This is a genomic window from Acinetobacter wanghuae, assembly GCF_009557235.1.
Taxonomy (GTDB): Bacteria; Pseudomonadota; Gammaproteobacteria; order Pseudomonadales; family Moraxellaceae; genus Acinetobacter; species Acinetobacter wanghuae.
Genome location: NZ_CP045650.1, coordinates 1,827,485 through 1,839,871 on the forward strand (window position 1 = coordinate 1,827,485; position 12,387 = coordinate 1,839,871).

12 protein-coding genes, 1 tRNA gene and 1 pseudogene are annotated in these 12,387 nt (G+C 38.8%); 6 read left to right on the forward strand and 8 right to left on the reverse strand.

Going from position 1 to position 12,387, the window contains the following annotated elements; translation table 11 throughout:
* Positions 1-8: 8 nt before the first annotated feature.
* The 6 genes and pseudogenes from tcuB to GFH30_RS08610 form a co-directional block, all read right to left on the reverse strand.
* Positions 9-1,154 (reverse strand): tricarballylate utilization 4Fe-4S protein TcuB, encoded by a 1,146-nt coding sequence (tcuB, locus tag GFH30_RS08590; protein ID WP_153371838.1) that lies wholly within the window; start codon positions 1,152-1,154, stop codon positions 9-11.
* A gap of 2 nt (positions 1,155-1,156) precedes the next feature.
* Positions 1,157-2,551, reverse strand: a complete 1,395-nt coding sequence (tcuA, locus tag GFH30_RS08595) for an FAD-dependent tricarballylate dehydrogenase TcuA (RefSeq protein WP_153371839.1) — start codon at positions 2,549-2,551, stop codon at positions 1,157-1,159.
* Positions 2,552-2,650: 99 nt separating this feature from the next.
* On the reverse strand, positions 2,651-3,583 hold the full coding sequence (locus tag GFH30_RS08600; protein ID WP_153371840.1) for a LysR family transcriptional regulator: 933 nt from the start codon (positions 3,581-3,583) through the stop codon (positions 2,651-2,653).
* 253 nt (positions 3,584-3,836) lie between these two features.
* Positions 3,837-4,151, reverse strand: a pseudogene (locus GFH30_RS13465) (DUF7829 domain-containing protein); the annotation flags it as partial.
* The gene (locus GFH30_RS08605) at positions 4,139-4,426 is read right to left on the reverse strand and encodes an integrase arm-type DNA-binding domain-containing protein (RefSeq protein ID WP_153371841.1); all 288 of its coding nucleotides are present in this window, start codon (positions 4,424-4,426) and stop codon (positions 4,139-4,141) included. The gene GFH30_RS08605 and the pseudogene GFH30_RS13465, both read right to left, overlap by 13 nt.
* A gap of 110 nt (positions 4,427-4,536) precedes the next feature.
* A tRNA-Arg gene (locus GFH30_RS08610) sits at positions 4,537-4,612 on the reverse strand.
* A 179-nt stretch (positions 4,613-4,791) separates the two neighbouring features.
* Here GFH30_RS08610 and GFH30_RS08615 point away from each other — a divergent pair.
* The 6 genes from GFH30_RS08615 to GFH30_RS08640 all read left to right on the forward strand — a co-directional run bounded on the left by GFH30_RS08615 (position 4,792) and on the right by GFH30_RS08640 (position 10,162).
* Positions 4,792-5,727 (forward strand): ABC transporter ATP-binding protein, encoded by a 936-nt coding sequence (locus tag GFH30_RS08615; protein WP_153371842.1) that lies wholly within the window; start codon positions 4,792-4,794, stop codon positions 5,725-5,727.
* The gene (locus GFH30_RS08620) at positions 5,724-6,497 is read left to right on the forward strand and encodes an ABC transporter permease (protein WP_153371843.1); all 774 of its coding nucleotides are present in this window, start codon (positions 5,724-5,726) and stop codon (positions 6,495-6,497) included. Before GFH30_RS08615 ends, GFH30_RS08620 begins: the two co-directional genes overlap by 4 nt.
* Entirely contained in the window at positions 6,497-7,312 is an 816-nt protein-coding gene (queF, locus tag GFH30_RS08625; RefSeq protein WP_153371844.1) for an NADPH-dependent 7-cyano-7-deazaguanine reductase QueF, read from the forward strand. Before GFH30_RS08620 ends, queF begins: the two co-directional genes overlap by 1 nt.
* 18 nt (positions 7,313-7,330) lie before the next feature.
* Positions 7,331-7,981: a hypothetical protein gene (locus GFH30_RS08630; protein WP_153371845.1), complete on the forward strand. Its 651-nt coding sequence runs from the start codon at positions 7,331-7,333 to the stop codon at positions 7,979-7,981.
* 275 nt (positions 7,982-8,256) lie between these two features.
* Positions 8,257-9,258: a lytic murein transglycosylase B gene (mltB, locus tag GFH30_RS08635; RefSeq protein ID WP_153371846.1), complete on the forward strand. Its 1,002-nt coding sequence runs from the start codon at positions 8,257-8,259 to the stop codon at positions 9,256-9,258.
* A gap of 316 nt (positions 9,259-9,574) precedes the next feature.
* Positions 9,575-10,162, forward strand: coding sequence for a septal ring lytic transglycosylase RlpA family protein (locus tag GFH30_RS08640; RefSeq protein ID WP_406565749.1), 588 nt, complete (start codon positions 9,575-9,577; stop codon positions 10,160-10,162).
* 608 nt (positions 10,163-10,770) lie between these two features.
* On the opposite strand, the gene GFH30_RS08645 is transcribed toward GFH30_RS08640, so the two are convergent.
* Both GFH30_RS08645 and GFH30_RS08650 read right to left on the reverse strand, forming a co-directional pair.
* The gene (locus tag GFH30_RS08645; protein WP_153373412.1) at positions 10,771-11,262 is read right to left on the reverse strand and encodes a DUF3465 domain-containing protein; all 492 of its coding nucleotides are present in this window, start codon (positions 11,260-11,262) and stop codon (positions 10,771-10,773) included.
* 95 nt (positions 11,263-11,357) lie between these two features.
* Positions 11,358-12,305 (reverse strand): IS30 family transposase, encoded by a 948-nt coding sequence (locus GFH30_RS08650; RefSeq protein WP_153370942.1) that lies wholly within the window; start codon positions 12,303-12,305, stop codon positions 11,358-11,360.
* Between the last annotated feature and the right edge of the window lie 82 nt (positions 12,306-12,387).

Here is a 12,387-nt window from a genome sequence, read left to right on the forward strand (position 1 = left end):
TTGGGTGCTTACTTTGCTTTTACCTTCTGTTTAGCAATACGTTCTTCTACAGCAAACTTCAGTAAGGCTGCACTACGGTAAAAACCGTGAGCGAATTTGCCAAAAGGAATAGTCAGGAAGAAGGTCATCACGGTTGCTAAGTGGATAATCAGTAATAGAGCCATCGCTGAGCTGTCACGGAAGGCGAGTAACGCCAAACCAGTAATACTAATGAGCAGCAACAGGAAGATAAAACCGCGATCCATTGGCTTTTGCTTTACATCGCCATGTAACGGATGACGTTTAATATTCAGGTACAGTAGACCGACTGGACCAACTACTAGTCCAATACCACCAAGCGTTCCTAAAATAACTGGCAAGCTGGTATAGCTATATGGTGCTGCTAGACCTAAGAAATAGTGATAAGCAGTTGCAACGCTAGTCGCTAGGAAACAGAGTAAAAAACCGTACATGGTGAAATGATGGAATACACGACGGATCTGGGTATAACGATCATCTTCCTCATTACAGCCCTTACCATGTCCACCATCTAAATATTTCAGTGTCAGAACATTTTTAGAAGCTTGCAGAATATCTGGTTGCGCTACACCTTCTGGAATGATTTTAGACGTCTGTTTCCAGAATTTCGCTATGCCTAGACCAAGCAATATAATCGATGTGATAAATACTGAACCGAATAGAACAGCAAGGAAGTTATGCGGGAAGATCGCATAGAAATTACCTTGGTATTGACCAAATAAGTCTGTGCCATTCATCCACACCCCTGCTAGCATTAACAGGAAGAAAATAACAGTCATCACAGAGACTAAAGCAATCCCCGTTTTCTTATAAATTGCACCAAAAGAAGCTGGTACTGCAAATTCCTGATAAGTTTCTAAACGTACTTGTGCCATCGCTTGTGGAATATTGACGCCAAACTCATGTGGTGGCGCATATTGGCAGGCATGTAAACAGGCACCACAGTTATGGCATAGATTTGCCATGTAATGAATATCAGCTTGAGTAAATTCAAGACGTTTGGTCATTGCCGGGAATACGGCACAGAAAGTTTCACAGTAACGACACGCATTACAAATCTGTAAAGCCTGTTTAACTTGCTCTTCATTATCTGTCAGCTGCACGACAGGAATCATAGTTTTTACACTGGAATTCATTTTTAAGCTCCCTGCTTGAATGCAGCTTTAGCAGCATTTTTGCCGGCAATACGTCCAAAGGTGGTTCCAATCGACATGCCCACTCCTGCGGTATAACCTTGCCCCAAAACATTACCTGCCATCATTTCACCAGCCACATACAAATTTGGACTTGGTTTGTTATTAAAACGAACTGCAGCATCATCTTCGACTTTCAACCCTAAATAAGTGAAAGTAATACCAGGACGTAATGCGTAGGCATAGAACGGCGGCTTGTCTAAAGCGACAGCCCAGTGGGTTTTAGACGGAGTCAGATTCTCGGTATAACAGTTATCGAGTACGGTATGATTGAACTCACCTTTAACACAGGCATTGTTATAGTCAGTTACCGTTTTAGAGAAAGTCTCTACATCTAAATTAAGTTTTTGTGCTAGCTCTTCAATCGTGTTCGCTTTTGTGCCTTCAAATACTGGTGGCATAAAACGACCGACAGATTTGGAATCGATAATTGAGTAAGCAATTTGGTTAGGTTGTTTTGCGACTAGACGACCCCAGATGGCATAGCGTTTCGGCCAGAAATCCTCACCCTCATCATAGAAACGTTCAGCATTTTTATTTACTACAATGCCTAAAGATACGCAGTCGATACGAGTACAAATACCACCATCATAAAGTGGAGCACGTGCATCAACAGCGACACAGTGCGACTGTGATGGATCGCCGATAATATCGGCACCTTGATCGATCATAAACTTTAACAAATTGCCTTGATTAAAGCGGGTACCACGAATAATGAAATTATCTGCAGGCCATTCGCCATTTTCATTTTGCCCCCAAGCTTCACGTAACCATTCACGGTTGGATTCAAATCCACCCGCTGCAAGCACACAGGAAGCCCCTTCTAAACGTGTGCCATCTTCCGTCACGACAGCCTTAAACACACCATCTTCAATAATCAGTTCAGTAATTTTGGTGTTATAACGAATCTCAACCCCAAGGTTTTGAGCACTTCTGAAATAAGCATTGACGAGGGCCTTTCCACCCCCCATAAAGAAAGCATTAGTTCGTGCTACATGCAGAGCACCAGATAAAGGAGGTTGAAAATTTACACCATGCTTACGCATCCAGTCACGGCAGGTTGCAGTCGAACGAATAACAAGACGAGCCAAATGCTCATTGGTTTTACCAGCAGTAACTTTTAATAAATCTTGCCAGTATTCTTCTTCAGGATAGGCATCGATCAGCACATCCTGAGGCGCATCATGCATACAACGTAAATTACGTGTGTGCTGTGAGTTTCCACCTCGCCATTCTTTGGGAGCTGCCTCCAAAAGTAATACTGAAGCACCCGCTTCTCGTGCAGTGAGTGCTGCACATAATGCGGCATTCCCACCGCCAATCACAATTACATCATGCATTCGATGTCTTCCCTTTCGAATTTGATGCAATTTAAGACTAAAAGTAGGTATGTGCGTGATAGGCTGAATTTAAATAGGTATTTAATAAAATTAAATAGGCTAAAAGTCTAATAGCTCGGCACTAGGCCATAAACCCTTATTTATTAGATCTTTAACACAACTTTTTATCGCAACTTTAGTAGCAAGACTTGCAGGAGACAGTTCTTCTTCTGAAATACTGATTAAATAGTTGATCCTATCGAGCTCTGGTTCAACGACTTTTAACAAACAAATATCAGATTTAAGATAATCAAAGTGGGCACTCACAGGCTGAATTGTGGCCACATTTAAGTTACTAACACAGTTCATTAATAAATGTAGCCCATCAATTTCATAGTCCACATCTAATAATTCAACCTTTTGATCTAAAAATTTACGTAGACCATGTCTTTGGCTAGGCAAAACTAACGGTAAACGGTTCACCCTCTCTAAATCAATTTGACCATTTTGAATACAATCTTCAAAATTATATTGGAGTAACAAGGCCCTATTAGCCATCAAAAACATTTGTTCTTTCAATAAAGGTTGAACAGACCAATTAGCATCTACATCTTGGGTAAAAATAATAGCGATATCAAGTTGCCTTGAATTCACAAGGTTCGTGAGATTCCCAGATAAGCTTTCAACTAAATGGATTTTGATATCCGGATACCGTTCAGACATAAGTTGCATAAATGGTATGCCGAGTACAGATGCAATACTTGGTGAAAAGCCCACACTGACATGACCTGTCAGACGAGAGGAATGTGCTGCTTCAATTGCATACTGTACGTGACGTAAAGATAATTGCGCTTGTTTAAAAAAAGCTAAACCTGCTGGCGTAGGTGTAACTCCGCTAGAAGTACGGCTTAACAAACGAGTGCATAATTCATCTTCTAATTTTGAAATTTGCTGACTTAATGCAGATGTTCCAACATCTAGTTTCTGAGCAGCCTTACCTAGACTCCCAGACTCTACAATTGTAATAAAGTATTTTAGCTGTTTTAATTCCACTTATTTCCCTTAATACATTTTCATAGTAGTGTGTTAGATACTGACAATATACGATGTAAAGCTATTCAAGAGAATGATAAAAAAGAAGTATTGAATTTCTTAGTATTTATCTTTATTCATTGAGTTTGATTGATAGGGCTTTTTTAAAGACATAGCTAATTTAAACATGTTTTTTATGTTTGGTGGCGGCAATTGAACTCACCCAAAATCCCTAATGAAATCTAGCCATTAAAAAAATTGAAGCCCAAGATTTTCACCCAAATTTACCCATTCCCCAATCGATCAATTTCCCTTCAAATTCAGGCACTAAAAACTCTATGAGTTCACTCAGATCATGCTTATAGATTTTTAACGATTCTGACTGTTCTTTATATTTTCTATACCGCTCTATCCACCTACCAGACTTATCTCTTTCTACTCATAGATTTGGCTTACCAGTTACTTTTAAAGGAAGCATAAAGTGTTTGATATATTCAGGATGATGCTGTATTAAGTTATGTGCAACACTAACCATATTAGTGAAACCACTCCCTACAACAAAACCAGTTCTTGCACTTAAAATTGAGGATCAAGATTCTGAGTAAGTTGTTCTCTGAATTCATTTCTTTTCGAACGAGCTTTCGCTAATGAATAAGCTGGATAGACTCCAATAGCTATAGTGGCTCTTTTCTTTGTTATAGGTCTAACATAATCAAAACGCCAATATACGCCATCTTTTTTATCTAGAAGTAAATAAAGACTACCACCATCCGATAGCTTGATATTTCTATCCAACGATTTTTTATGCGTTGATATTACTGATTTAATTTTAGAGTCAGAAAGACTGATAATAACTTTTGGCATATTTTTACGGTATCCTAAAACACCATCGGATAATATCGGACAACAGAATATTATAAGTTATTTATTTTTAATAATTTTCAGATTTTTTCGGATGAGATGAAATAGTAAAATGGTGCGCCCAGCGGGACTCGAACCCACGCCACAGGCTTCGGAGACCTGTACTCTATCCAGTTGAGCTATGAGCGCGCGACGCACATCATAACAAAAAAAAGCAGAAGATAAAGCAACTATATATAAGTTAGTGATTTTACTGCCTAAGCTTTATACAATGTTCCAAATTTGAAACGAAGAATTGCTCCCCCATCACTTGGTTTATGATGCTAGATCACTCACAATACCTCAACTTTTCACCAATTGAGACATTCATGACTGATGCATTGACGTTAAGGGATTTGTCAAAAACCTATCGAAATGGTTTTCAAGCACTGAAAGGCATTGACTTGAGCGTGCCTGAAGGTGAGTTTTACGCACTTTTAGGTCCAAATGGTGCAGGTAAATCCACCACTATTGGCATTATCAGCTCACTCACAAAAAAAACTGCTGGCACTGTTGAAATCTTTGGGCACAACTTGGAAACCCATCCCTCCCAAGCGAAACAATTTTTAGGCGTTGTGCCGCAAGAATTTAACTTTGCACAATTTGAAAAAACCTTTGATATTTTAGTCACCCAAGCAGGTTACTACGGTATTCCAAAGAAAATTGCGGAAGCGCGTGCCGAGGAATATCTAACCAAACTTGGCTTATGGGAAAAGCGTTCAACTCAAGCACGCATGCTCTCTGGCGGTATGAAACGTCGCCTGATGATTGCACGCGCCATGATGCATGAACCGAAACTGCTCATTTTAGATGAACCAACGGCAGGCGTAGATATTGAACTGCGTCGTTCGATGTGGGAGTTTCTAAATGAGATGAATGAAAAAGGTACTTCAATCATTTTGACTACACATTATTTAGAAGAAGCAGAAATGTTGTGCCGTCGTATCGCGATTATTGACCGCGGTGTGATTAAAGAAGACACGACCATGAAAAACTTCCTTAATCAACTCAATGAAGAATCTTTTATTTTAGATTTAGTCGAGCCGATTGAACCTTTGACACTCGAAATTATCGGTGTGCGTTTTAATCTTGTCGATCCAGTGACTTTAGAAGTGACTTTAGATAAAGCCCACAGCATGAATGACTTATTCCAATTGCTTGAATCACAAAACATTCAAGTTCGTAGCATGCGTAATAAATCGAATCGTTTAGAAGAACTCTTTGTAAAAATGGTCGAAAAAAATCTAGATGGAGCAAAAGCATGAATTTAAATCAGCTCAGCGTTGCTTTATATACCATCGTTTATAAAGAAGTTCGTCGCTTTATGCGAATTTGGCCGCAAACCTTGCTACCACCTGCCATTACCATGAGTCTGTACTTTGTGATTTTTGGTAATTTGGTTGGTTCACGTATCGGACAAATGGGTGGATTCAGCTATATGGAATTCATCGTACCAGGTCTCATTATGATGGCGGTGATTACCAATAGTTATGCCAATGTTTCATCCAGTTTCTTTAGTGCCAAATTCCAAAAAAGTATTGAAGAATTGATCATGAGTCCTGTGCCTTTACATACCATTTTATGGGGCTTTGTGTTGGGCGGTGTGATTCGTGGCGTCTTGGTCGGCATCATTGTTAGCGCAATGAGTTTATTTTTCTCTGATTTATCCATCACCAATTGGTTTGTGACCATATATACGATTTTAATTACATCGCTTCTATTTTCATTGGGCGGTTTTATTAATGCGGTCTATGCCAAATCTTTCGATGATATTTCGATTATCCCAACTTTTATTTTGACACCTCTCACCTATTTAGGTGGTGTGTTTTATGCGATATCAGCATTAAGCCCTTTTTGGCAAAATCTTTCTTTAATTAACCCGATTGTGTATATGGTCAATGCGTTCCGTTATGGCATTTTGGGGCATAGCGATGTCAACGTGACTATTTCACTGTCTATTATTACGGTATGTTGTGCTGTCCTTTATGGTGTGGCATATCAATTACTCTCCCGTGGCTCAGGAATGCGTGAATAATGAGTGTAGAACATTCTCTTCTTGGTAAAGACACCAATTACCCAACGACTTATCAGCCTGATGTGCTGTTCCCGATTTCACGTGCACCTGCGCGTGAAACTTATGCACATGTTGAAGGGATTCAACAAGGTAAAGATTGGTGGCATGTCTTCGAAATTTCTTGGTTAAATCTATCAGGTGTACCGCAAGTTGCGATTGGTCGCATCACTTTACCGGCATCTTCACTAAATTTAATCGAGTCAAAATCATTAAAGCTCTACTTTAATAGTCTAAACTTTGCCAAATTCGAATCGAAAGATGCGTTTATTGCCACGGTCGAAAAAGATTTATCAAAAGCCGCTGAAGCAGAAATCAAACTCGATTTATTCCATGTCGATGAATTAGAGATTGCCAAACCTGAAGGAATTTGTATTGATGATTTAACGCCAAGTCGTTTAGAAAACCATCCTGATGCATCATTATTGGCACTTGATGATTCAAACGATGATGATGTAGAAATCAATCTATATTCACATCTATTAAGAAGTAACTGTCCAGTCACAGGTCAACCTGATTGGGGAACAGTATTTATACGTTATCATGGCAAAAAGCCTTGTTACGAAAGTATTTTGGCTTATATTATTTCTTATCGTCAGCATAACGGTTTCCACGAACAATGTGTGGAACAGATTTTTGCCGATATTTGGCAAAATCTAAAGCCGCAAAATCTGATGGTATATGCAACGTATACACGTCGTGGTGGTTTAGATATTAATCCATGTCGTGTGTCTGACTTATCATGGATGCCTCGCCCTATTCGATTAGCGCGACAATAAAAACATTGAGGTTTTAAAATGCCATTTTTCGGGTTTGTTCCATCTGCAGAGCTTTTAAATACAATACAGACTGCGCAACAAAACAAAAATTCGAGTGAACCGCTTTATCCACTTCGAGACAAAATTGCATTACTCATTAATGATGAGATTATTGATGCAATCTTGACTGAACTTGTGCGTCGCTTCCCAGCAAGCGACAAACGGGATACAGCAGAAAAGTTGGCAGGCTATATTAAATCTACTGTTGCTGTTTTACTGAAGCAGCTTCTCGGTAAATCTTCAAATGATGTGGTTCGTCAATCGATTGAATTCTCTGAAAAGAGCCTGTTCAAAGATCCTGATGGTCAATATCGTGTGGGTGAAGCTTTAGATGCAACCTTGGTCAACAACTTAAAACAGAATTTTGCTGCTTTAAAAGCTGGCCAAGATGTAGATACGCAAGCGTTAAGTAACTTATATAAGCAATTTGGCGAAGCGACTGTACGCCACTTTATGAGTGACTTTAACAAGACCCTTGATTTAGGCATGATTAAACGCAAAGCTGCGGAAATTGGTGCGTCAACAGTGATCAAAGCAGTGAATATTGCTGCCGACAAAATCATTTTGAAACTCAGTAAAGATGAATTGAAAGCCATGGCTGAATACCATGACACGCTGTTTTATGTTTAAACGCAGAACCTCCTTAAAAACCTGACCACGGTCAGGTTTTTTTATATCTACACCACTTGTTACATATTCAGTTTATTTTCATGCTTTTTTGGGCTTAAATTCGCCTTTCTTTGTCTTTTTTTGTATAACAATCTAGGTTTTGCAGCCATCTAGAGGTATCTTGATATCCTCAAATTCTGTGTGATTTGAAGCGACTATATAGACGATTCAGATTGCTCAAAAGCCAGATTTTGAAAAGAACCCTTCCCGTCTAAATGTTTGGAAATTGTACTTTAATGTTGAACTCGCAATTTTATAAAAACCTAAAACGTCTTTCAGTTGTGCTTGCTGCTCTTAGCTTAACTAGTTTCAGCCAAGCCAACGATTTCCAAACACATCCTTCATATATGAGCTTTAAGCAAAACACCACGAAAACCTATGGTTTAAGCAATGAGCAAGTGGATTGGGCGATGAATGGTTCAAAAAATTTACCGTCTATTTTGAGCATTATGAGTCGACCGGGGGAAAGTAAGCCGTGGTACAGCTACAAAACGAATTTCCTGTCTGAAGGCACGATTCAGCGTGGGGTACGTTTCAAACAACAATATGCCTCGACCTTACAACGTGCTGAGCAACAATTTGGTGTGCCACAAGCGATTATTTTAGGCATTTTAGGGGTAGAAACCGGTTTTGGTAGCAACAAAGGTTCATTTATTACCCGTGATGCTTTGGCAACGCTTGGCTTCAATGGCGATCGTCGTAATCAATACTTCCAAGATGAGCTTTCTGCACTAATTGCATGGTCATATAAAGATGGTATTTCGACATCTTCTGTCGTGGGTTCTTATGCTGGTGCGGTGGGCTATCCACAATTCATGCCAAGCAACATTACCAAGTTTGGGGTCGACTATGATGGCAATGGTCACATTGACCTACGTAATTCAGCTGTCGATGCAATTGGCTCGATTGCAAATTATTTAGCAAATCATGGTTGGCAACGTGATCAGCCGATTGCTTTTGCAGCACGCTATACGGGCACAAACCCAGATGCAATTATTGCAAAGGATTTAACCCTGCCTACACCTTATGGGGTTTTAAAGAATCAAGGCATCACCCCATTGAATCCTATCGTTAAAATTGACGATTTAGACATGGTGAACGTGATTCAACTTCAAGAGAATTACGGTCCGATTTATTACCTCACTTATCCCAATTTTCAGGTGATTACGACCTATAACAAAAGTCGTATGTATGCCACTGCTTTGTGGCTTTTGGGTACAGAAATTACCAGTCGTTAACATTAATTTTTAACACTAGAACCAAATGTCAATATTTTTTTATGAGAATTAGTTCATATTTTGGACTTTTTACACTATTTGTTACAATTTAGTATACTTATTAATCAATAATTGTTTATTTCGCGTACTTTTTTAAACTATTTTAGGTAAAGACTAGACAGGGTATTGTCTGCATGAATATTATCCATTTCGTCAAATGTAGTTGCATAAGTTAAATATCAGGCATGTTTATGTGGTTTTTCAGCTGACTAGATGAACCCCACTTGCCATGCTGTTAGGAGTTGATTCGATGCATTCTTCAATCTTAAAATATTTTATGGCCATTGCCACGACGGTCACACTGACCCAATCGCAGGCAGATATGGTTCAATCATCATCATTAAACAATGATCATGATACTTCGCGTTTAGCAGCTCGCTTGCTGAACAAAGAAGCTCAAAGCTTCAATGCTAACTTTACGAATATCAGTAGCCTTTCAATCACTGAGCGTTCAGGCGATAAAGTTCGTCGTGAAACGATTGCAGCGAAAATTGCAATTCCTGAGGAAGAGCCTTCAGTGATTGAAAAACTCAATACAGTTGCTTCAAATACTGTTCGTAAGTTTACTCAATCTGGTACAGCGTCTTGGTACGGTCGTCAATTCCATGGTCGTAAAACTGCAAGCGGTGAAACTTTCGACATGAATGGTTTAACTGCGGCTCACCGTAGCCTGCCACTCAATTGCTACATTCGTGTGACCAACAAAAATAATGGTCGCAGTGTTGTCGTTAAGGTCAATGATCGTGGTCCATTCCATGGTAATCGTGTTCTTGATTTGTCTTACGGTGCAGCGAAGCAAATTGGCTTGACCAATGCAGGTACCGGTAATGTGAGTATTGAACGTGTAGCAGGTCCAAACTCTTAATTTATCTTGTGCAATACATTTGATATTCAGCCACATTCTTATGTGGCTTTTTTATGACTGAACAAATGAAAAAATTGAACTACCCGCTGCCCTCTTTTTATTATTACTTTTTGTTTTGCTCGCACAATGGGCAATACATGGTTTCCCTTAACTTGCATCACTCAAAACTGAATCATAAATACTTATTTTAGACGCATTGCTATTTTTAAACAGCCCATCGAATACAGTTCAAAACGATCAATGCAAAAAATCAATCATATCCAACAATAATGATTTTTTTAGATCACCTACTTTAAAAAATAAGTTTCAGCAGAAGATGCTATTTGAAAAGCGATAAAATTTGTTTCACTCTTCAAAATTGATTCAAAATTAGAATGAAATGAAATTGAAAGACACAGATTAAAAAATTAGGATTTTGCTGAAATTTACTGAGAAATGAGAAAATTGATAAAACTTAATAGATTGAATATCGCTGAATGCTCCTCATTTGCGCTGTATTACATTTTTAAATCTTTAAAGCTAAAGGATACTCAGATTTCAGATTCAAGCGAAATAAAGCCATTCAGCGCAATTTTGGTGATTTTTCATTTTATACGATTATAAATGGATTATTGATAGGTTTTACCTTGGTGTTTTAACCATCCATGCGCATGTTTCTGTGCGGGATCAAGATGCGTCCAATGAATGACACCACCTTTATCAGAATACTCATATTCACCATAAAAATCGACTTGATCGCCTTTTTGCAGCGCCTCAATACGTGGCGCTAAATCAATATTGTGTGCCACTAAAACAGTTTGACCATTTGCCAACTCTAATAAGAATTTTTGATGACGTGAACCTTCATTATCATCGCGAAGTAACGCAATCACCTTGCCTGAAGATTGCACCTGAATATTACTTTTTTGATGTTGGAATGCCTGCTGAATTTTATCTAAATCATCTTCAACGGGATATTGATGTTGCGGAATACTTTGATTTTGCTGTTGTGGTAAGTTTTGGATAGATTCTAAATTATTTTGCTGATAATCAATGCCTAAATATGTTGCGATCAACAGAGCGATCACTGCACCGATACCCATATTTTTCTTATTCGCCATCATCATGTCATCAAATGCATTTATTTGGATGAATTTTATCAAGCTTCAGACTGTAACGACAGACAAGAATTAACGAATCATATTTATTTCGATACTTAGATTAGCATTTGAAGTGCAACACCATGTTGTTGCCATAATACCTGACTCGGACTTTTAAAGCCGAGTCTTTTTCTTGGACGATGATTGATACGGGCTGTTATTTCTGAGATATATTCATCTGTATACTGATTTAAGTCACTTCCCTTTCTAATGTATTGTCTGACTAAGCCGTTGGTATTTTCATTCGTACCTCGTTGCCAAGCGCTATAAGGATCTGCGAAATACCAGTCTATTTCTAATTCTTGAGCAACACATTCATGCAGACTAAACTCCTTACCATTATCTGCGGTAATCGTCTTGAGCTGATCTTTGATTGGCTCAAGTAAACTGATCGTTGTTTGGCAAACTTCCTCTGCTTTACGTGAGCTACACTTCTTTAGCCACAAATAACCTGTCTTACGATCTACAATCGAGACCAATGATTGCTGATGATTCTTACCCACAATCGTATCTATCTCTAGATCACCGAAACGATGACGCTGTTCAATCTCAATCGGTCTATCATGAATGCTTTTACGATTAGCCAGCTGACCACGAGTTTCAGGAGAGCCGTATTTCCTCTTTCTTTGATTTCTGAAACGTAGATGATGAAAGAGAGTACCGCCCTTATTTTTATCCTGTCGTATTAAGCGATAAATTGAATGCAGACTGACTGAAACACGGGAAGCAATCTGTTCAGGACTCCATTGAAGTTCAAGATAAAAGATGACATTTGCCCATATTTCATCAGGGATTCTTTTAGGATTAGAGCAATGGCGTCTTCGAGCGAGTTTACTAGCATGCTTAGCGAAATAACCATTTCTAGCTCGATTACGATTGATTTCTCTAGAAATAGTGGAAGGTGAACGATTCAGTCTCCAAGCAATATAACGTTGAGAAAATCCTTCACGTAACAATGTAAAAATCTGATATCTTTCTTCTTGGGTAAGATGAGTATAGTTCATGATGCAACTTTGACTTTGGTCGGTCGGAAGCAAAATGCTAGCTCATCTTGCTTCTTTCCAAAATTTAATCTCTGTTGCACTT

Excerpts from the sequence above, each read along its gene's own strand:
- GFH30_RS08645 (WP_153373412.1), bottom strand. The coding sequence starts at position 11,262 with ATGGCGAATAAGAAAAATATGGGTATCGGTGCAGTGATCGCTCTGTTG.
- GFH30_RS08605 (WP_153371841.1), bottom strand. The coding sequence starts at position 4,426 with ATGCCAAAAGTTATTATCAGTCTTTCTGACTCTAAAATTAAATCAGTA.
- GFH30_RS08615 (WP_153371842.1), top strand. The coding sequence starts at position 4,792 with ATGACTGATGCATTGACGTTAAGGGATTTGTCAAAAACCTATCGAAAT.
- GFH30_RS08650 (WP_153370942.1), bottom strand. The coding sequence starts at position 12,305 with ATGAACTATACTCATCTTACCCAAGAAGAAAGATATCAGATTTTTACA.
- queF (WP_153371844.1), top strand. The coding sequence starts at position 6,497 with ATGAGTGTAGAACATTCTCTTCTTGGTAAAGACACCAATTACCCAACG.
- mltB (WP_153371846.1), top strand. The coding sequence starts at position 8,257 with ATGTTGAACTCGCAATTTTATAAAAACCTAAAACGTCTTTCAGTTGTG.
- GFH30_RS08640 (WP_406565749.1), top strand. The coding sequence starts at position 9,575 with ATGGCCATTGCCACGACGGTCACACTGACCCAATCGCAGGCAGATATG.
- tcuB (WP_153371838.1), bottom strand. The coding sequence starts at position 1,154 with ATGAATTCCAGTGTAAAAACTATGATTCCTGTCGTGCAGCTGACAGAT.
- GFH30_RS08630 (WP_153371845.1), top strand. The coding sequence starts at position 7,331 with ATGCCATTTTTCGGGTTTGTTCCATCTGCAGAGCTTTTAAATACAATA.
- tcuA (WP_153371839.1), bottom strand. The coding sequence starts at position 2,551 with ATGCATGATGTAATTGTGATTGGCGGTGGGAATGCCGCATTATGTGCA.
- GFH30_RS08620 (WP_153371843.1), top strand. The coding sequence starts at position 5,724 with ATGAATTTAAATCAGCTCAGCGTTGCTTTATATACCATCGTTTATAAA.